Genomic DNA, 22508 nt, shown 5'->3' on the forward strand with positions numbered 1-22508 from the left:
AAGTTAAGCTCCTGAGCGCTGATGGTACTTGGTGGGCAACCGCCTGGGAGAGTAAGACGTAGCCACGTAATCTTTTTTTATGCTCTAAATTAAATTCTTTAGAGGGATTAAATATATTTGTAAATATTTATTTTTAATATAGTATACTACCTAGTAGATTTAATGCGAAAGTAGTCTAGTAAGTAGTCAGCAACTAGTCTAGTAAGCACAATGAGCAAGTAGCTAGGATAGTCTAGTAGCTAGTAATAAAGGTAGGCTAGTAACTGGTAGTTAATATATATAAAACATATTAACTATACAAATTTCACAAACTTAACAAATTCTCTTGCATATCAACAAAATATAAATATATAGTAACAATACCAATATCCAATATAAAGTAACATAAAATATGATAAACAGTCACAAAAATCACATAATAATATTTAAATAAATCAAACCCAATAATACAAAACCCAAATAAAATAACAAAAAGTCAAAATGAAATAAAAAAAGTAAACAAAAAGAAATAAAAAAAGTAAAAATGAAATGATATCAAAAGAATCAATACTGTCATAAATCATACAAATATTGTCATTAAAGTTACAAAATTGGTAAAATATGCTATAATTACAGATAAAATAGAATATTGATTGCCAAACTTCTTTTTTGAAAAGTCATCTTATGAATAATTCATTATTTAAAGTAAGATATTTCTGATTCAGTGTTATCTAGGGATATTTTATCTCAAGGGTAGGAATATCAAATTTCCAAGCACATAAGTATGGAAATATTGAATTTCTAGGGAATTTGTTATTTAGAGAATACAGGGGATCTGGCGGTTAATAAATTTATATTACAAATGGGTGATTTGAGGATATCACGAGAAATTATGGAGGCGAAAATGGGAGAAGCGGTAAATATTAAAGAGTATTTAGACATATTTAGAAGAAGAAAATGGATCGCTATTGTGACTATTTTAATTTGTCTAGGATTTGGGGGATATAAAACTTATAAAAATTATATTTCGTATGTGCCGACTTATATGTCTAATGTTACGATTAGGATTAATTCTATTAAGTCTATACAGGAGGATGAGAAAAAGATTAATACAAGTAGTAGTGATGATTCGGGGGATACTTCGGGTTATAGTAGTTCTGGATCTAGTAGTGGTTTAACAGCGGCAGAGGAGAAGGCAAAACAGGATCAAGAAAAATTAAACAAGATTTATAGTGCTTATTCTGGTTCTGCGTCTATGGCGAATCAAAATATTGCGACTTCTTATTTGGGACTTGCTACTTCTAGTGATGTTAGAAAGAATGTGGCATCTCTTACTGGATTAAAGAGTAGTCAAATTGGGACTATTACTGCTGCTCAAAGTGAGGAAATTCCACAGTTTATCAAGATGACTGTAACAACTTCTTCGCCTGAGGTTGCAAAACAAGTTGCTGAGGCTCTTCCTGAGGCTTATAATACTGAGCTTAAGAGAGTCATCAATTTGGATTGTGTTGAAGTTGTGTATAAGGCGAGTAATGGAAGTTTGATTCCTAGAAGTAGAGATTTAACTTTAGTTCAGGCTCTTGGGATAGGAATTGTTGTGGCTATATTTTTAGTATTATTATCTGAATGTTTAGATACTAAGATAAAAACTCCTGAGGATGTTGAGAAGTATTGGGATTTACCTTTGATAGGAACTATTCCAATGGATGATGGAAAGTCAAAGGGAAGACATACAGTTAAAGCTTAAAATTATAGATAAAAAATTTAAGGGGGATTAGCTATGGCAATGTTAGCAGCGTATGATGAAGGAAATTTTGAGTTAAATGAGTCGTACAGGGAGATTAGGACTTATTTAAGTATTAATAAAAATATAAAGACGATTTTGATTACTAGTGCTGAGATGGATGAAGGGAAGACTACTATTATTTGTAATTTGGCGAAGTGTTTTGCTGAGTTAGAGGGGGTTAAGGTTCTTCTTCTTGATTGTGACTTTAGAAAAAGGGGCGTTAGTAGATATTTTGGGATTGAGAATACTTTTGGTATTGCAGATATAGTTTTTGGATACAAAAAACAATCAGAATGTATTAAGAAGGTTGGAGATTTGGATATAATTACTTCTGGTGGAGTTCCTTCTAATACTTCTATTTTACTTAATTCTCAGTCTATGAAAGATACTTTGGCAAAGTTGAGAGAGGAATATGATTATGTATTTATTGATTCACCGCCTATATGCAGATTGAATGATGCATGTATAATTACTCAATATGTGGATGGGACAGTTTTAATAAATGCATCTAAGGCAATTGATGCTAAAGTTGCCAATATTACGTTGGAAAAGTTAAATAAAGTTGGGGCAAATGTTATTGGCGTTGTGCTAAATAAGTTTAGTGCACAGAAATACAGTTATTATAATAGTTATTATGGATATGCTGGATATTATGAGGACAAGCCTAAACGAGGATTATTTAAACGAAAAAAGAGAAAAAAACACAAAAAAAAATAAAGAATTATCAAGAAATATAAGGAATTTTTAATTTTTTGTAGAAATTTATAGATAGATTTAGTCTGCATTATAGAAATATTTATACCAAATAAATTAGGGGAATGATTTTAATCAAAAATGATCTTGTTAAGGGGGAAACAAAGAGATAATTTGGTCTAAATATAAGGGGGGAATATTATGATAATAAAACTTATGAAAGTATTAGACGATATTTCAAAAGATGCTGACAAGTGCAAGATGAGACAAATTATTTTATTAGCTATAGATGGAATTTTATGTGCACTTAGTTTTGTCATAACTTTAGCTTTGTTGGGGTTTGACATTTCTAGGTTTTCATTAATACCGATAATTATTTATGTAGCTATAAATGAAACATTTTTATTATTATTTAGATGTTATGACAGTCTGTGGAAATGTGGCGGAGAAAGAGAAGTAGCCTCGATATTTGTCGCTTGTTTTTGTGCAGTGTTACCATCAGCAGCAATAATCGCACTAACACACAGTAAATTAAATCTAGCTTTTTATGTAGTAAATGTACTTATGATAATCGTAGCAATGGTATCTGTTCGAGTTGTTTATAGAACAATGAGAAGATTACTTATGTATATGCAAGTTAATCAAAATGCTCCTAGCTCATCTAGAGTTCTTATCGTTGGGGCAGGTAAGGCTGGAAACATTATATTGAGGGAGTTATTTGAAAATCCAGAATTAAAGAAATTACCTGTTGCAGTAGTAGATGATGACATACATAAAATAGGTAAATCAGTCTTTGGAGTACCTGTATTGGGGACGACTGAAGATATTTCTACAATTGTAGAAAGGGAAAATATCGATGAAATAATTATTTGTATTGCAAATATAAACGTAAAACGAAAAAGAGAAATTATAGATATTTGTAAAAATACAAGAGCAAAATTAAAGACTATTCCGGGAATTTATGAAATTATAGACGGAAAGGTTAATGTAACAAAAATAAGAGATGTTCAAATTGAGGATCTTTTAGGCAGAGAACCTGTCAAAATCAATTTAAGCGAAATGGACGACATCATCAACAATAAAATCGTAATGGTTACAGGAGGTGGTGGGTCTATTGGCTCAGAACTATGTAGGCAAATAGCAAAATACAATCCAAGACAACTAATCATAGTAGACATATATGAAAATAACGCATATGACATTCAACAAGAATTAATCAGACATTATCAAGAAGAATTAAATTTAAAAGTACTTATCGCATCAGTTCGTGATGAAGATAAGATGAATACAATATTTGAAAATTATAGACCAGATATAGTTTTCCACGCAGCAGCACACAAACACGTTCCACTAATGGAGGATAGCCCTTGTGAAGCTATAAAAAATAACGTATTTGGAACACTTAATGTGGCAAAATTGTCGAATAAATATAAGGTAGAAAAATTTGTATTGATTTCGACAGATAAAGCCGTAAATCCAACAAATATAATGGGTGCGACAAAGCGTTGTTGCGAAATGATAATACAATCACTTAACAAAACGAGCAAGACAGAATTTGTCGCAGTGAGATTTGGCAATGTGCTTGGAAGTAATGGAAGCGTCGTACCACTGTTTAAAAAGCAAATCGAAGAAGGCGGCCCAGTTACCGTAACACACGAAGAAGTAACAAGATTCTTTATGACGATACCAGAAGCTGTATCGCTAGTTTTGCAGGCGAGTGCAATGGCGAAAGGTGGCGAAATATTCGTACTTGATATGGGCAAACCAGTCAAAATAATTGATTTAGCGAGAAATTTAATCAAATTAAGCGGATATGAACCAAATGTCGACATAAATATTAAGGTTACAGGACTTAGACCAGGCGAAAAACTTTATGAAGAGGTACTTATGGACGAAGAAGGACTTACTCGTACATCTAATGATCAAATCAGAATCGGCAAACCGATAAAAATCGACGAGGTCGAGTTTAAGAGAGAGCTTAATATTTTGAAGAGGGTTGCTGAGAATAATCAAGATGAGAAGGTCGATATTATTATGAAGAGTATTGTACCGACTTATGTTAGAAGAGAAGAAGTTGTTGTATAGGGGGATGTGGTGTGATATGGATGAAGTCAATCATGGAATGTATCAGAAGATAAAGAGGTGTATTGATTTTTTAATATCTTTAATAGGATTTATAATTTTAATACCGGTATTTTTGATTTTGATAATTTGTATAAAACTAGATTCAAGAGGTCCGATTCTATTTAAACAAAGGAGAATAGGAATACATAAAAAGGAATTTAATATTTTAAAATTCAGAACTATGAGGATAGACACACCAAAAGATACACCAACTCATTTATTAGAAAATCCAGACATGTATATAACCAGAGTTGGAAAGTTGCTTAGAAAGACGAGTTTGGATGAGCTACCACAAATTATAAATATCATCAAAGGTGAGATGAGTATTGTGGGGCCAAGACCAGCACTATGGAATCAATATGATTTGATCGAAGAAAGAGACAAATATGGAGCAAATGATATTCTTCCAGGGCTTACTGGATGGGCACAAATCAATGGTAGAGATGAGTTACCTATTCCAATAAAGGCAAAATTAGATGGAGAATATGTGAAAAGATGTAGTTTTGGATTTGACTTAAAATGTTTCTTTATGACTTTTATAAAAGTATTAAAAAGAGATGGAGTAGTTGAAGGAAAGGCACAAAGTAAAACAGCAAAACAGACAAATCAGTAAAGTGGGGTAAGTTATGAAGAAGGTGTTGATACTATCAAACCATTTCGCCACAATATACAAATTTAGGCGAGAGTTGGTGGAGAGTTTAGTAGACAAGGGATATGAAGTAGTAGTGTCACTGCCGAAAAGTGATGACAATGAGGAGATAAAGTCCTTAGGAGTTAGAATTGTTGAAACTTATGTAGATAGAAAAAGCTTAAATCCAATCAAGGACATAAAGCTTTTTCTAGATTATTTGAAATTGATAAAAATAGAAAAACCCGATATAGCAATAGGTTATACAATAAAGCCAAACATCTATGGTGGGATGGCGTGTAGAATTAGAAAGACGCCGTTTATCGCCAATGTAACAGGGCTTGGAAGTACTTATTATAAAGGTGGTGTGCTTAAAAAAATCGTCAGCACCCTTTATAAAGTCGGGCTTAAAAATGCCAAAGCTGTGTTCTTTGAAAATGTGCAAAATGCCCAAGTGATGATTGATGACAAGACGATAAAAAAAGAACAAGCAGTCGTTATGAATGGAGCTGGGGTCAACTTAGAAAGGTTCAGCTTTAGCAAAATGCCAAAAGACGATATAACAAAGTTTCTATTTGTGGGCAGAGTTATGGAGGAAAAAGGCGTAAACGAGCTTTTTGAAGCAATTAAAAAAATCAAACAAGAAGGCATAAAAGCCGAGTTTGGATTTTTAGGCTGGTTTGAAGAAGATTACAGCCAGATTATAAAAGAATTAGAAGAAAAAGATTATATAAAATACTACGGCTACCAAAAAGACGTCGTCAAATTTATGAGAGAAGCACACTGCATCGTACTACCTTCTTATCACGAAGGAATGGCAAATGTCCTTTTAGAAGGGGCAGCAATAGGCAGGGCGCTGATTGCCAGCGATATCCATGGATGTAAGGAGTCTGTTATTGATGGTGTCAGCGGGTTTACTTGCAAGGTGAAAGACAGCGATGATCTTTATGAGAAGATTAAGCAGTTTACGCTGATGAGTTATGATGAGAAGGCTAAGATGGGGCAGTGTGGCAGAAGGCATATGGAGGATGTTTTTGATAAGAAGATGGTGGTTGAGTTGACTGTTGAGGAGATTGAGAGATGAGTGAGCCGATAAGAGTACTACAAGTAGTGACATATATGGGGCGTGGCGGACTTGAAACCATGCTTATGAATTACTATCGAAATATTGATAGAGATAAGGTTCAATTTGATTTTCTAACTCATCGTGATGAAAGATGGGATTATGATAATGAAATTGAATCACTTGGCGGCAAGATTTATCATCTTCCAAAATTAAATCCTTTCAGCAAGAATTACTTAAATGCTTTGGATAAGTTTTTTAATGAGCATAAGGAGTATCAGATTGTACATTGTCATCAGGATTGTTTGAGTGGAGTTGTGCTGAAGGTGGCTAAGAAGAATGGGGTTAAGTTTACTATTGCTCATGCTCATAGTGCAAGCCAAGATAAGAACTTGAAGTACTTGATAAAAGTGTTGGCAAAGAAAAATATTAAAAAATACTCAGACAAGATGTTTGCATGTGGTGGAGAGGCAGGCAAATGGATGTTTGAAACTGATGATTTTGAAGTGTTAAATAATGCAATTGATACGGACTTATATACTTATAATGAAGAAAAAGCAGCTAAGGTAAAAAAAGAATTTGGTATAGAAAACAAGTTTGTGGTTGGTCATGTGGGACGATTTAATTATCCTAAAAATCACAAATTTATTATAGATGTATTTAATGAAATACAAAAGATAAAAGAAGACAGTGTATTGATGCTTGTCGGTGATGGCAATTTAAGACAAGAGATAGAGCAGAAGGTATATGATTTGGGACTTAGAGATAAGGTTATATTTACTGGTATTAGATCTGATGTAAATGATTTGATGCAGGGGATGGATGTGTTTTTATTTCCTTCGCTTTATGAGGGATTGCCAGTGACAATGGTAGAAGCACAAGCATCAGGGCTTAAATGCATAATATCAGACAGAGTACCACTTGAATGTAAGATGACACAAAATGTACAAGTAGTTGAATTAGAAAAAAGCCCACAAGATTGGGCAAAAGAAGTACTTAAATATGAAAAGTATGAAAGACAAAATACAAAAGAAGAAATAGTAAAAGCTAATTTCGATATAAAAGCTAATGCAAAATATTTGCAGGAGTTTTACTTAAATAAATGTTAATTGGAGGATTGAATATGGCGACACTTACAGTATTTACTCCAACTTATAATAGAGCCTATGTTTTGAAACAATGTTATGACAGCTTATGCAGACAGACTTGCAAGGATTTTGTGTGGCTGATTGTAGACGATGGTTCTAGTGATAATACTAAAGAAATTGTAGACAAATGGATAGCTCAAAATAATGGGTTTGAAATTCAATATGTATACAAAGAAAATGGAGGAATGCACACAGGTCATAACAAGGCATATGAACTTATAGATACAGAATTAAACGTATGTATAGATTCAGACGATTATATGCCAGATGATGCTGTGGAGTTAATCGTAAATTTTTGGAATGAAAATAAAGATGGCAGCTATTCTGGAATAATAGCGCTTGATGTATATAAAAATGGACAAGTAATAGGTAAAGAACTGCCAAATAAAAAAAGTACAACACTTAGTGGCTATTATCAAAATGGTGGCCAAGGTGACAAGAAACTTATTTATAGAACAGAGATTATAAATAAATATCCAGCCTATCCAGAGTTTGATGGAGAGAAATTTGTTCCTTTGGACTATAAATACTTGCTTTGTGATCAGGATTATGAGTTGTTGATAATGAATAAGCCTGTTTGTGTTGTGGAGTATATGGAGGATGGTTCTAGCAAGAATATGCTTAGACAGTATTATAGAAACCCGAGGGGATTTGCTTTTATGAGAAAGGTACATATGAAGTATGATAAGGGAGTTTTAAAGAAGTTTAAGACTTGTATTCATTATGTATCAAGTAGCTTTATAAGTAAAAACAAGGGATTTATTAAAGAAAGTCCTAAAAAGGGGATGACAGTTTTGGCTGTGCCTTTTGGATTTGCACTTTATTTATTGGTTTTATATAACAATAGGGAAGGAAAATAGGAATATGACAGTATATTGGTTTATGATGGCTTGGGTTATATTGTTTGGGATAATGGCTCAGGTTTCTGCTAAGAGGGTTTGTGTTGGAGAGTATTTAGGTGAAGATGTTTATGAACCAAGGGCTCATTTATTTATGGCGCTTGTTACTTTTGCTGTGATTATATTTTTTGCAGGGGCTAGAAGTAGAGTAGGAGATACTCTTGCTTATATTAAAATGTTTAATGATTATCCATTATTTCAGAATGCTCATGATATTATATTTGATAGTAGTGCTAGAGAACCTGGATTTAGATTATTTTCAATATTAATAAAAACTTTTATAGCTGACAATTACAATGTATGGTTTTTTATTATTGCGGTAATTAGTGGAATATGTGTAATGTTTCCACTTTATAAATATTCGTGTAATTTTGGAGTTAGTGCATTTTTATTTATGACGTCTTGTCAGTTTACATGGATGTTTAATGGGATGAGACAGTTTTTGGCTGCAGCTATTATATTTGCCTGCACTGGTCTTATTTTAAAAAATAGAACCTTGTTATATATATTAATAGTTTGTATATTATCTACCATTCACCAGTCAGCTTTATTGTTAATTCCAATGTATTTTATTGCTAAGGGAGAGCCTTGGAATAAGAGAACTATGTTGTTTATTGGATGTATAGTTTTAGCAATGTTATTTACTAGTAAGTTTACAAATTTACTAACTGATGTTGTTGAGCAAACTGATTATGCTAGTTCTGTAGATGAGTTTAAGAATACGGATGATGGGACTAGTCCAATTAGGATATTAGTAGAGGCAATACCTATAATTTTAGCATTTATATATAGAAATAAGATAAAAGATAAGTTAACTCCTGTTATTAAGTTGAGTATAAATATGTCATTAATTGCTAGTGGTTTATATGTAATATCAAATATTGCTAGAAGTGGAATTCTTCTTGGAAGACTTCCGATATATTTTTCTATGTATAACTTAATTCTTTTACCATGGCTTTTAAAAAATATATTTGAAGATAGAGAGAAAGATTTAATTTACTATATTATGATAGTTTGTTATTTTGCATTTTTTTATTATCAAATGGTTGTAGCGTGGGGGGGAATGGGATATGGCAGTGATATTTTGAATATAAAATATCAATGGCAATAAATAAAGGAGTATAGATATGAAAAAAATATTATTTTTTATTCCTAATTTAATGCATGGTGGTGCTGAAAAAGTACTTGTTAATTTAGTGAATAATTTAGATAAAAATAAATATGATATAACCCTACAGACGATATTTGATGTAGGTGTGAACAAGCAGTATATAAACAAAGATATAAAGTACAAATATGTATTTAAAAAACTTTTTAGAGGAAGTTCAACGATATTTAAATTATTTTCCCCAAAGTTTTTATATAAGCATCTAATAAAAGATGAATATGATATAGTTGTTTCATACTTAGAAGGTCCAACAGCAAGGATTATAAGTGGATGTCCATATGAAAGTAAGAAGGTAAGCTGGATACATATTGAAATGAATGATGAGCAAAAATTTGCATTAGGATTTAGAAATAACGATGAAGCTAGAGTATGTTATAGTAAGTTTGATGAAATTGTGTGTGTATCTGAGACTGTAAAGCAGATTTTTTTAGAAACATCAGGATTAAATAAATCTAATGTGGATGTGCTTTACAATACTAATGAAACTGAGCAAATTGTTGAAAAGTCTAAAGAAACAATAGATGATGTGACTTTTGATAAGAATACAGTAAATATATGTTCAGTTGGAAAAATTATAGGGACAAAAGGATATGACAGATTAGCAAGGATTCATAAAAAGCTTATTAATGAAGGATTAAATCATCATATATATATATTAGGAATAGGTAAAGATGAAGATAAAATCAATAAATATATTAAAGAAAATAATTTGCAAGATACATATACATTATTAGGATTTAGGGATAATCCATATAAATATGTGGCAAAATGTGATTTATTTGTATGTTCTTCATTGAGAGAAGGATTTAGTACTGCAGTTACTGAGTCTTTGATAGTTGGAACGCCCGTAGTTAGTACATTATGTTCAGGTGCCCAAGAACTTCTTGGTTATAACAATGAGTATGGTTTGGTTGTTGAAAATAGCGAAGAAGGAATTTACAAAGGAATTAAGAAACTTTTGAAGGATAGGAAGTTATTAGCTTATTATAAGAAGAAGGCTACGGAAAGAGGTAGTTTCTTCTCGAAGGAAAAGACTGTTAAAGCTGTTGAAAATATGATTGATTCATTATAGGAGATGGATATGGAAGGTTATAAGGTAAGCGTTATTGTAGCAGCATATAATATTCAAGATTATATAGTGAAATGTTTGGAGAGTATATCTAATCAAAGTTATAAGAACTTGGAAGTTATTGTTGTTGATGACGGGTCAAGCGATAATACTGGAAAATTGGCTGATGAATTTGCTAAAAATGATAATAGATTTATTGTTATTCATAAGGATAATGGTGGAGTTTCTAGTGCAAGGAATAGAGGAATTGATGTTGCTAGTGGTGATTTTATAGGATTTGTTGATGGTGATGATACTATTGAAACGGATATGTATGAGATGCTTGTTAATAATGCCATAAAGTATGAAGCTGACATATCTCATTGTGGATATAAATTAGTTGATAATGACAAAGAAACTCTTATGCATGGAACTGGAACAATTGTTATTCAAGATAGAAAAAAAGGGATTTTAGATTTAATGGATGGAAGTTTAATAGAGCCTGGAATTTGGAATAAGATATTTAGAAAAGAAATTGTAGGTGATACTAGATTAGATGAAAGCTTAAAAATAAATGAAGATTTATATTTTAATATACTTCTATTTAATAGAGCTAATAAGTCTGTATTTGAAGATAAGGCAAAATATAATTATATAAAGAGAGATAATTCTGCAACTACTTCAAGTTTGAATAATATTAGAAGAATAACTGATCCTAGGAAAGCTTATAAAATGATAGTTGATTTATATAAAAATGATAGAGAGATATTACCTTATGCTAAAAATATGGATATTAGTAGGAATGTAAATATTTATAATTTATTAACTTTAAATAAGAATAATCAATTTAAAAAAATTAAAGATGAAGTTAGGTATTATATTAAGTTAAATAAGAATGAACTAAGAGATAATAAAACAATTACCCCAAAAACTAAATTAATGGTATATTCAATATTATATATACCGCATTTTTATGACTTAACATATAGAGTATATTTTAATAAAAAGTATAATATTTAAATAAATTAACAAAAGAGGTAATCATTATGGAATTAATTCAAAAATTTTTTTTAATACTTAATTATCCTAGAGCTATATTTATTTTAATATATTTTTATTTTTTCAAGGATAAAGAAGATATTATTGAAGATATGAAACAACGTAGTAAATTCTATAATAAACAAAATATATATAATCAACTATGTATTCTATTGCTTAATGATAAGGCATTTCGAAATATTTTTTATTATAGATTAAGAAAACATAATAGAATAATGGCAAAGTTATTTCAAATATTTTATCCACCACTAAAATCGATTGAAATCAGTGGTGATATAGGTCCAGGTCTTATTATATATCATGGATATAGTACGATTATACATGCAAGTAAAATTGGTAAAAATTTTTCTACATATCAAAATGTTACTATAGGACGAGGAAATAATAAAAATGGTAGATATACACCAGTTATAGGGGATAATGTTATAGTTTATACAGGCTCAGTTGTTGTTGGAGGAATTACTATAGGAGATAACGTAATTATAGGAGCAGGTTCTATCGTAGTAAAGGATGTTCCAAGTAACTGTGTGGTTGCAGGTAATCCTGCTAAAATAGTTAAATATAAAACAAGTACACATAATATATAGTACATTACTGGAATAAACTTTAAAGTTTAATAAATGTATCTATATAAAGTAAGGAGTCAATATGATTATTTTAAAAAAAATAATAGATTTAATTCAGTTGTTGAGATTTACTATATGTTATATATTTATAGATACAACAAATGAAGAATTTAAACAAGATATAGAAAGATGGGAACACATTATAGGTTTAAAAAATAAAAGATATTTTAATATTTGTAAGTTAATGACTGAATATAAAGAATTTAGGAATATTGCAATATATAGAAGTAGTAAAAGAGTAATTGGACGAAGAATAATAAGTATAATTTATCCACCATTAGACACTTTATATATACAAGCCAAGGAAATTGGAGGTGGTCTTTTTATACAACATGGGTTTAGTACCATGATATCTGCTGAGAAAATAGGTGAAAATTTTTGGGTAAATCAACAAGTAACATTAGGATATAAAGATAGTACTAGGGCACCTATAATTGGAGATAATGTTATGATAACTTGTGGTGCAAAAGTGTTAGGACCAATAACAGTAGGAGATAATGTTATAGTAGGAGCTAATGCTGTGGTTGTAAAAGATATACAAGATAATGTTATAGTAGGAGGTATACCAGCAAAGATTATAAAAAATAAGTAGTTAGGATGTGCAAATAAATATGGGAATAGAGTTAATTTCAGTAGTTATACCGATATATAATACAGAAAAATATTTAGATGATTGTATAAAGAGTGTGATGAATCAATCTTATAAGAATTTAGATATAATTTTAGTCAATGACGGATCTACAGATAAAAGTAAAAGTATTTGTGAGAAATGGCAACAACAGGATGATAGAATTAGATTAATAAATCAAATAAATATGGGTGCTGCTATGGCAAAAAATACAGGTCTAGATGCTATTAAAGGTGATTTATTTATAATACTAGATAGTGATGACTTATTGCATCAAAATAATATAGAACTTCTATATAATTGTATGAAAGAGGAAAACTCAGATATTGTTGAGGCATGCAATACTACTATATTTGAAGAATTTAAAAGTATAAATGTACAACAAAATAATAAAGTTGAAAATTTTAATACAGAAAATGCATTAAAAGAACTTATTATAAGTGGAAAATTTCATCAAACACCATGGAATAAATTATATAAAAAAGAATTATTAAAAGATATAAGGTTTCCTAAAGGTAGATATATTGATGATGAATATTGGACATATAAATTGTTTGCAAATGCTAAAAAAATAACATGGATAAATGACGTAACTTATTACTACAGACAACATGAGGAAAGTACTATGGGAAGACAATATTCAATTAAAAGATTGGATGCAATAGATGCACTTTATGAAAGATATAATTTTATGAAAGTGAATTTTCCTAATCTTAAAGAATTATCTTGTAAAACATTTTTAGATAATTGTATATATAATTTTCAAAAATTATGTATGCTTGAAGAACTTGATAAAGATAAAAATCTTAGAGAAGATTTATGGAATAAAATTAAACAGACTATAGAAAATGATAATATTCATAGTTTAACAACGAAAGATAAAGTATTATTTTTTTCTTTTTATAAATATCCTTATATGATTAGTAAGGTTAGAAATATGCTGGGGAGGGGAATTTGATGCCAAAGATAAGTGTAATTGTTCCAGTATATAATATAGAAAATTATATAGAAGAATGTATAAAAAGTATATTAAATCAAACACTTAGGGATTTTGAACTATTATTAGTTGATGATGGCTCAACTGATAATAGTCTAAATATTTGTAGAGAGTATGAAAAAAAAGATAATAGAATAAAAGTTATACATAAAAAAAATGGTGGATTGTCAGATGCTAGAAATGCAGGTATTGAAAAAGCATGTGGCAAATATTTTTGTTTTATTGATGGAGATGACTTTATTGCAAATGATACTTTAGAAAATATGTATAACTTAATTTTAAAAAATAATAGTCAAATAGCTGTATGTAATATGGTCAGATATTATGGAAATGAAGATACAGATGTTTTTTATAAACCTTCAGAAAAAAAAATAGTACTAGAAGGAGAAGATAGATTTAAGACATTAGAACAACCTTCTGTCTGTAACAAGATGTTTAAAGCCGAATTATTTAATGGAATTAGATTTCCATATGGAAAATATTACGAAGATACATTTGTATACCATGAACTTGTAATGAAAGCTAGCTCTGTAATATTAACAGGAAAAGATTCGTATTATTATAGATGTAGAAGAGGGAGTATTTTAGATGGAGGATATAGCAAGAAATATTTTGACTTTATGGAAGCGGTTTATTTAAGGGCAATTTTTTTAGATCAAAATAATATAAAGGAATATGCAGATGAAGCATATTTACATATGTACTCAAGTTTATCAAATGCATATAACAATCTTGATAGCAATTCTGATGAATTAAAACCATTATTTGATGTGGCTAAAGATAGATATAATAAAGTATTTAAACGACTTATAAAGGATAAGAATTTTAATATAAAGCAGAAGTTAAGATTTATTTTACTTAGATATAGTCCAAAGTTACATTGTAAAATTTATTAAAGAATAGGGGTATATTTATGTTTTCATTAATAAAAAGAGTTGAGTGGAGATTATATAAAGAATTAAAGAGAAAGAGATTAAAAAATTTTAATCCAACAATAATATCATCGAATTGTAATGGAGGAATTATTTATCATGATTTAGGACTACCATTCAATTCTCCAACTATAAATTTAAGTATGGATACAGATGATTTTATAAAATTAGTAAGTAATTTAAAATATTATTTAGAACAAGAAATATATGAAATTAAAGATGAAAATTATGATTTTCCTTGTGGAATGTTAGAAGATATAAAAATAAGATTTAATCACTACAAAACTTTTAAGGAAGCTGTTGATAAGTGGAATGAAAGAAAGAAGAGGATTAATTGGGATAATATATTTATAATGGCTATTGATGGTGATAATGCGACATATGATAGTTTGAAAAAATTTGAAGAATTACCTTATAAAAATAAGGTTATATTTACTCATAAAAAATATCCTGAATTTAAATCTTCTTATTATATAACCGGTTTTGAAGATAAAGATGGAGTAGGTGTATTAATTTATTTTAAGAAAAAATTTTTTATAAGAAGATATTTAGATGAATTTGATTATGTATCTTTCTTTAATAGGGAATAAATTATAGTAGGAGGAGAGTGATTTACTTGATACCAAAAGTAATACATTATTGTTGGTTTGGAGGTAATCCTAAAAGTGATTTAATAAATAAATGTATAGAAAGTTGGAAGAAATATTGTCCTGATTATGAAATAATAGAATGGAATGAAAAAAATTTTAATGTTAACTTTTGTAAATATACTGAACAGGCATATGCAGCAAAAAAATATGCATTTGTATCAGATGTAGCAAGGTTATACATAATTTATAAATATGGTGGGATATATTTAGATACAGATGTAGAAGTTGTTTCATGTTTTGAGGATTTATTGAAATATAATGCATGGTTTAATTGGGAAACTGAGAGGTATATAAATACTGGATTAGGTTTTGGTGCTGAAAAAGGTAATGAGGTTGTGAAATTTTTACTAGATGATTATTTGGAACGAAAATTTTATAAACCTGATAATAAAATAGATTTAACAGGATGTCCTAAGATAAATACTTTGAGGATAGTACAGAAAATACCTCAAATTAAAAGAGATGCATCAACACAAGTATATGATAATATAATATTTTTACATCCGAATATTCATACTAGTAAATTTATTCATCATTATGCAGGTAGCTGGATAGATGAAAAAAATTCAAAAAAATTTGTTTATAAATATAGTTATATAAAAACAAAATTAAGAAGTCCAAGAATTTTTGAATTTTTAGAACTACATTTTAGTACTAAAATTGTGGATATATATACAATTTGTGTTTATGACTTGATTGATACAGGGATAATTTTCTTTATTAAACGGTTTATAAGCAAAATAAAAAGTAGGTTAGTAAAAAAATCCAGATAAGATTATGACTAGAGACTAATAAGGAGGGAATAGAGTGTGAAAGGGATACCTAAAATCATACATTACTGTTGGATTGGAACATCACAAAAACCAAAATCAGTAGAATATTGTATAGAGAGTTGGAAAAAATATTGTCCTGATTATGAGATAATAGAATGGAATGAAAATAATTATGATTTTACAAAAAATCAATATATGAAAGAAGCATATGAATCAAAAAAATGGGGATTTGTACCTGATTATGCTAGATTAGATATTGTATATAATTATGGTGGAATATATTTAGATACAGATGTCGAGTTAATAAAAAGTTTTGATGATTTATTAGAACAAGAAGCTTTTATTGGTTTTGAAAATACAGGAACAGAAGAACTTTATGTAAATTGTGGACAAGGTTTTGGTGCAAAACCTAAAAATAATATTATAAAAAAAATGAGAGATTTTTATAATAATATGCATTTTTATGATAAAAATGGTGAATTAAATATGCTACCATCACCACATTATACAACGAAAGTATTATGTGAAAATGGTCTAAAAAGAGAAAATAATACTCAAAAATTAGATGATATTATTGTTTATAATTCCAAAGTATTATGTCCTAAGAATTTTATGACAGGTGATATAAATATAACTAATGATACATATTCAATTCATCATTTTACAGCGTCATGGTTAGATGAAAAAATAAAGAATACAATGGATCATGAAAGAGAAATCTATAAAAAATATGGAAAGAAGTTAGGGAGATATATATTGATTTTGGAAAGTGTGTTTGAAAAATATAGTATAAAGGAGCTATTTACTAAATTACCTCTAAGACTAGTAAAAAAGGCAGCTAGTAATATACATGAAAAAATTTTAAATTTAAAAAAATATCGTGATTTATACAAGGCAATATTAAAGAAAAAATTATTAAAAAGAAAGTATGATTCATCTAAAATTGCTATTTTTGATACATATATGAATAGTGATAACTCGGGTGACAACATTATTATGGAGAACTGTATAAATATTTTAAAAGATAATATATCAGTAGAAGATTTTGTCCATATACCAACTCACACATATCCAACTGATGAACAAATAAAATCTATAGAAAATATAGATAAAAAGGTTGTATGCGGAACTAATATATTGTCTGGTGATATGAAAAGTTATGGATTATGGAAAATACCTAACAATATAGAAAATTATAATGAAATTGTATTAATGGGAGTGGGATTTGCTTCTAAAAATAATAAATTTACTAATTATACTAAAAAATTATTAAAATATATGTTGGCACAAGATGCAATTCATTCAGTTAGAGATAGTTTTACAGAACAATGTTTAAAAGATATAGGTATAAAAAATGTTGTAAATACGAGTTGTCCAACTATGTGGAAACTAGATGAAAAATTATGTTCTGAAATACCTACAGACAAAGCAAAATATGTTATCTGTACAATAACTGACTATAGTAGAGATAAGGAAAATGATTCTATTATGTTAGATATACTTATTAAAAATTATGAAAATGTTAGTATATGGATTCAAGGACAAGATGACTATGAGTATTTAGAGGAATTAGGATATAAAGATAAATTAAATATAGTTTCTATAGGACTTGAAAGTTATGATAAGTTTTTAAGTGAGCATAAAGATCTTGATTATATTGGAACTAGACTTCATGCAGGCATAAGAGCAATGGCATATAAACATAGAAGTATAGTTATATCAATTGATAATAGAGCAGAAGCAATATCTAAAGATACAGGGTTACCTATAATTTATCGAGAAAATGTAAAAGGTGAATTAGAAAATATGATATTATCATCATTTAAAACTAAAATAAATTTACCAAAAGAAAAAATAGATTTATGGAAACAACAATTTAAATAAGTTGTTGTTTTGGAAAGAGTGATTAATTATGGAGGCAAAGTCAAGAGTTGAATACTCAGTATTAAATATTGCTACAGGATTAGGGGGATATATAGTAAATACTATTTTAGGATTTATTTGTAGGATGGTATTTGTAAGATGTTTAGCAGCTGATTATTTGGGCATTAGCGGTCTTTTTACAAATATAATTTCTATGCTTTCACTTGCTGAATTAGGAATAGGTAGTGCAGTTGTATATGCATTATACAAGCCTTTAGCAGAAAATGATGAACAAAAAATAGCATCATTAGTTGATTTTTATGGAAAAGCATATAGGACAATCGGAATTTTTATAGCAGTAATTGGATTAATTTTAATACCATTTTTAAATGTTATAATAAGAGATACACCAGATATAAAAGAGAGTATTTATTTACTTTACTTTATATATTTATTTAATACAGCAAGTACATATTTTTTTAGTTATAAGAGTTCATTGATTATAGCAGCCCAACAAAATTATATTGTTGGAGGTTTAAACTATATTATTACAATTATTCAAAGTATAGTCCAAATGATTTATTTAATTATAACAAGAGAGTATATAGGTTATTTATTAATACAAACAATAGGCACTTTTATTTATAATATATTAATCTCACATATAGCAGTTAAAAAGTTTCCGTATATAAAAGAAAAAGAAGATATAGATCCATTAAGAGAAAATGAAAGAAAATCATTATTTAGGAATATAAAGGATTTAACGGTTTATAAATTATCAGGACTATTAGTAAATAGTACAGATAACATTATAACTACATTTTTTAATGGGCTTGCTACTACTGGTATGGCATCTAATTATACCTTATTAACTACAACATTAAATTCTTTGTTAAATCAAATTTTTAATGGACTTACAGCTAGTATAGGAAATTATAATGTAACTGAAACAAAAGAAAGACAATATTCTATGTTTAAGTTTTTAAATATGATGAATTTCTGGATATTTAGTTGGGCATCGATTGGAATTTTATGTGTATCAAATGATTTAGTAAAATTATGTTTTGGAGAAAGTTATGTATTAGGGATTGAAATACCTTTTGTTATAGGACTTAATTTTTATACTGTAGGTATGCAAAATGCAGTCTGGACATTTAAACAGACATTAGGATTGTTTAAATATGGTAAATATATGCAGGTTTTTACGGCGCTATTTAATATTATATTTTCAGTATTACTGGGATATAAATATGGTCTATTTGGAATATTACTAGCTACATTTATAGCGCGATTGCTTACTAATCTATGGTATGATCCATATATTGTTTATAAACATGGTTTTTTTAAGAAGCCTATTGAGTATTTTTCGAAATATTTTAAATATTTGATAATTATGATTATTAATGTAGTAATATGTGCATTTTTATGTAAATTTATAAGTGGTAATTTAGTAATGTCTATATTAATAAAGTGTATTATATGTTCTTTTATACCTAATATAGTATATTTAATATTATTTTTTAGAAATGAAGAGTTTAAATATCTAATAAGTTTAATTAGAAAAGTGTTTGAAATACTTAAAAGAAATAGAATTAAAATAAATTTATAATTTTATTATAATATAAAATAAGTTTATCAAATTATAGATGCTATTGCTATATTATTGACAAATTTATTAATTATATTAAAAATTGGAGGGGGATATGGGAAAGATAAAAAGTAATGTAAATAGTAAAAATAAATCAAATAAGATTAATAATTTAAGGGTGATAGCTATTATTTTAGTTGTTTTAGGACATAGTATAATAATTTATTCATCATCTTGGAATTTATATCAAACATCAAATAAAGTAATATTTTTAGATTACTTCAAAAGAATAATAGATATTATTCCTATGCCATTATTCTTTGCTATCTCAGGATATCTTTTTTATTACTCACATAAAGAAGATCCTCATTTTTTAAATTTTATAATAAAAAAGTTTAAAAGATTAATTATACCGTTTTTTTGTGTGGGAATTTTTTATTTACTTCCAATAAGAAAGTTAATTAATTATCCAGGATATATAAATAAATCATTTTTTGATATATTTATACATAATTTTTTAAAAGTATCTGATGTTGGACATTTATGGTATTTACCTGCGCTATTTTTAATTTTTATAATCTCAGAGTTAATATTATTTATAGTTGAAAAGATTCCTCGTATATGTGAAAAATCTGAGGAGATTTTTTTTGCTATTTCAATTATATTATATTTTTTAGGTTATAAAATTGCATTTACATACCCACCACTAATGTCAGCGTATTCATACATTATTTGGTTTGCATTAGGAGTTTTTTTAAACAAGTATGAAAGTATATTTAATCCTATTTATAATAATAAATTTCTTACAATGACATTTATATTAATTAATATTATTGGATTAATTTATTGCGGATTAGATAACCAGATTAGATTAGCTTTAAGTTTGGGAATTAGGACACTAACAATTATTAATTTATTTAAATTAATTTCTAGTAATACAAATGAGTTTTTAGATAAGTTAGGAAAAAATAGCTTTGGTATATATTTATTTCATTCCCCTTTAGTTTATATAACTTTTTCTTATATTCCTAATATTAATCCATTGATTATGATTATTGTTAATTTTGGTATTTTGGGAATATTATCGCTATTGATATCCTTTATGATAAGAAAAACTACATTTAAATTTATTATAGGAGAATAAATTATATGTAAATTAGAAGTAATTATACATTTTGGAATCAATTTATTTTGTATTTAGAGTATTAAAATGTTCTTATAGGAGGATGGCAGAGTATGGATTATAAATTAATAAAGATGATTATGAAAAATCTACCAAAAACACTCTATGTAAATTTTAAAATATTTAATTTTAAAACCGCTTGTAAATTACCTATTATTATTTCGAATAGAACTAAAATAGAGGGGATTAATAAAAATACTATAAAAATAAATAGCAATAATATAGGTATGGCTATGGTTATGATAGGCATTAATAATGGTTCAGAAGGTTTAATGAGTGATAGATCAAAAAATTATTTTGGTACAGATGGAAAATCACAAATAATATTTAATGGATATGTTGATATATCTAAGGGGTGTTGTTTAAAAGCTATTAATAATGGAATTATAACAATAGGAAATCAAGTAAGTTTAAATGCAAACTGTAAAGTGTTTTGTAAAAAAGGAATAAAAATAAGTGATAATGCTCTACTTGGATGGAATTGTACATTAAATGATGGAGATGGACATATTATATATAACGATAAAAAAGATATTATCAATCAAAATAAAAGTATTTTTGTAGGACAAGGTGTATGGTTAGGTGCAGAAGTAACTTTATTAAAAGGTTCATATATACCAAATAATTGCGTAGTTGGGTATGGGAGTATAGTTACTAAAAAGTTTAATATAGAAAATTGTATTATAGCTGGTTATCCAGCTAAGATAAAAAAGGAAAATATAAAATGGAAATAAAGCTTATATTATAAATGAATGTTATTTATATCTGATATTTTTATAATTAATTTATATATTATATAAAAATTAAAATATATAATTGAGGTGAAGTAATTGGTTTTTAAATTTATTAGGAGAATACTGATGAGAGTATCTACAGAAAAAGCAGAAATGGATTTTTTAGTATCTCAAGGCTTAAAGGTAGGAACAAATTTAAGAAATCATTCTGTTTATCCTTTTGATGCACTATTCCCATAGTTAATTTCTATTGGTGATAATGTATGCATTTCTAGTAATGTTAAAATTATAGCACATGATACAAGTACTGAATATGTAAATAGGTATACTAAAATAGGCATTGTTGATATTGGAGATGATGTTTATATAGGGCATGATTCGACAATATTATGCAATGTGAGAATAGGTTCAAATTCCATTATTGGGGCAGGTAGTGTTGTTACAAAAGATGTTACAAAAGGTAGTATATTTGCAGGTAATCCTGCAAAATTTATATGTACAACTGAAGAATATAAGGAAAAGCATAAAGAAAATTTAATAAAACATCCTATTTATAACGGACCGTGTTTAAAATGGAGAGAGTATTCTATTTAAGAAAAAGAACGTATGAAACAGGAATTACAAACTCAATTTGGGTACATGAAATAAATTAAAAGTAGTTTCTTGAGTATATACTTAGAATGAAAATGTTTAGAAAATATACATTGAAAAATTGAAGTATATAAAAGAAGTATATAAAAATAAAAACCTCTTGCTAAAATGGAGTTGAGCATGGAGGTTTTTAAATTAATGAAAATACCTATTTATCTCTATTTTCTATAGCTTTTACTTTGGATTCTGGCAAACTACTATATATTTTTTCTATATGATGAATTATCATATTAAGTGCAACACTTAAAAATGGATAAAAAAATAGCTCATAAGTTTATGTTCATGTTA

Annotated in this window: 21 protein-coding genes; all 21 read left to right on the top strand. The window is 28.0% G+C overall.

Annotated features, from left to right (window positions below; translation table 11 throughout):
- Positions 1-850: 850 nt before the first annotated feature.
- Positions 851-1726 (top strand): hypothetical protein, encoded by an 876-nt coding sequence (locus ABCM86_RS13120; protein ID WP_343004129.1) that lies wholly within the window; start codon positions 851-853, stop codon positions 1724-1726.
- A gap of 33 nt (positions 1727-1759) precedes the next feature.
- On the top strand, positions 1760-2482 hold the full coding sequence (locus tag ABCM86_RS13125) for a CpsD/CapB family tyrosine-protein kinase (protein ID WP_295575980.1): 723 nt from the start codon (positions 1760-1762) through the stop codon (positions 2480-2482).
- A 177-nt stretch (positions 2483-2659) separates the two neighbouring features.
- Complete coding sequence (locus tag ABCM86_RS13130; protein ID WP_343004130.1) at positions 2660-4543, top strand: nucleoside-diphosphate sugar epimerase/dehydratase; 1884 nt, start codon at positions 2660-2662, stop codon at positions 4541-4543.
- A gap of 37 nt (positions 4544-4580) precedes the next feature.
- A complete protein-coding gene (locus ABCM86_RS13135) occupies positions 4581-5195 on the top strand; it encodes a sugar transferase (protein ID WP_295761758.1) in 615 nt (204 codons plus the stop codon).
- 13 nt (positions 5196-5208) lie between these two features.
- Positions 5209-6294, top strand: a complete 1086-nt coding sequence (locus ABCM86_RS13140) for a glycosyltransferase family 4 protein (protein WP_343004132.1) — start codon at positions 5209-5211, stop codon at positions 6292-6294.
- The gene (locus ABCM86_RS13145; RefSeq protein ID WP_343004133.1) at positions 6291-7382 is read left to right on the top strand and encodes a glycosyltransferase family 1 protein; all 1092 of its coding nucleotides are present in this window, start codon (positions 6291-6293) and stop codon (positions 7380-7382) included. The genes ABCM86_RS13140 and ABCM86_RS13145 overlap by 4 nt, the downstream gene beginning before the upstream one ends.
- 14 nt (positions 7383-7396) lie before the next feature.
- Positions 7397-8281 (top strand): glycosyltransferase family 2 protein, encoded by an 885-nt coding sequence (locus ABCM86_RS13150; RefSeq protein WP_343004134.1) that lies wholly within the window; start codon positions 7397-7399, stop codon positions 8279-8281.
- A 4-nt stretch (positions 8282-8285) separates the two neighbouring features.
- Positions 8286-9431, top strand: a complete 1146-nt coding sequence (locus ABCM86_RS13155) for an EpsG family protein (protein ID WP_343004135.1) — start codon at positions 8286-8288, stop codon at positions 9429-9431.
- Positions 9432-9447: 16 nt separating this feature from the next.
- On the top strand, positions 9448-10560 hold the full coding sequence (locus ABCM86_RS13160; protein WP_343004136.1) for a glycosyltransferase: 1113 nt from the start codon (positions 9448-9450) through the stop codon (positions 10558-10560).
- 9 nt (positions 10561-10569) lie between these two features.
- Positions 10570-11556 (top strand): glycosyltransferase, encoded by a 987-nt coding sequence (locus ABCM86_RS13165; RefSeq protein WP_343004137.1) that lies wholly within the window; start codon positions 10570-10572, stop codon positions 11554-11556.
- Between the two features lie 26 nt (positions 11557-11582).
- The gene (locus ABCM86_RS13170; protein ID WP_343004138.1) at positions 11583-12182 is read left to right on the top strand and encodes a serine acetyltransferase; all 600 of its coding nucleotides are present in this window, start codon (positions 11583-11585) and stop codon (positions 12180-12182) included.
- A gap of 61 nt (positions 12183-12243) precedes the next feature.
- Complete coding sequence (locus ABCM86_RS13175; protein WP_343004139.1) at positions 12244-12813, top strand: hypothetical protein; 570 nt, start codon at positions 12244-12246, stop codon at positions 12811-12813.
- Positions 12814-12832: 19 nt separating this feature from the next.
- Positions 12833-13807 (top strand): glycosyltransferase family 2 protein, encoded by a 975-nt coding sequence (locus tag ABCM86_RS13180; RefSeq protein WP_343004140.1) that lies wholly within the window; start codon positions 12833-12835, stop codon positions 13805-13807.
- Complete coding sequence (locus ABCM86_RS13185; RefSeq protein WP_343004141.1) at positions 13807-14742, top strand: glycosyltransferase family 2 protein; 936 nt, start codon at positions 13807-13809, stop codon at positions 14740-14742. Before ABCM86_RS13180 ends, ABCM86_RS13185 begins: the two co-directional genes overlap by 1 nt.
- Positions 14743-14759: 17 nt before the next feature.
- Positions 14760-15368 (top strand): DUF1919 domain-containing protein, encoded by a 609-nt coding sequence (locus tag ABCM86_RS13190; protein WP_343004142.1) that lies wholly within the window; start codon positions 14760-14762, stop codon positions 15366-15368.
- 17 nt (positions 15369-15385) lie between these two features.
- Positions 15386-16201 (top strand): glycosyltransferase, encoded by an 816-nt coding sequence (locus tag ABCM86_RS13195; protein WP_343004143.1) that lies wholly within the window; start codon positions 15386-15388, stop codon positions 16199-16201.
- 36 nt (positions 16202-16237) lie between these two features.
- Positions 16238-18085, top strand: a complete 1848-nt coding sequence (locus tag ABCM86_RS13200; RefSeq protein ID WP_343004144.1) for a polysaccharide pyruvyl transferase family protein — start codon at positions 16238-16240, stop codon at positions 18083-18085.
- Between the two features lie 28 nt (positions 18086-18113).
- Positions 18114-19673 carry a hypothetical protein gene (locus tag ABCM86_RS13205; RefSeq protein WP_343004145.1) on the top strand — a complete coding sequence of 520 codons (1560 nt, stop codon included), beginning with the start codon at positions 18114-18116 and terminating at the stop codon, positions 19671-19673.
- Between the two features lie 94 nt (positions 19674-19767).
- Positions 19768-20796, top strand: a complete 1029-nt coding sequence (locus ABCM86_RS13210; protein WP_343004146.1) for an acyltransferase — start codon at positions 19768-19770, stop codon at positions 20794-20796.
- A gap of 92 nt (positions 20797-20888) precedes the next feature.
- A complete protein-coding gene (locus tag ABCM86_RS13215) occupies positions 20889-21569 on the top strand; it encodes an acyltransferase (protein WP_343004147.1) in 681 nt (226 codons plus the stop codon).
- Between the two features lie 348 nt (positions 21570-21917).
- Positions 21918-22163 (top strand): DapH/DapD/GlmU-related protein, encoded by a 246-nt coding sequence (locus ABCM86_RS13220; protein ID WP_343004148.1) that lies wholly within the window; start codon positions 21918-21920, stop codon positions 22161-22163.
- Positions 22164-22508: the final 345 nt, after the last annotated feature.

Source organism: Clostridium sp. 2218st1_F5_2218SCRN_220325, from assembly GCF_039062665.1.
In the GTDB taxonomy this organism is placed as follows: domain Bacteria; phylum Bacillota; class Clostridia; order Peptostreptococcales; family Peptostreptococcaceae; genus Intestinibacter.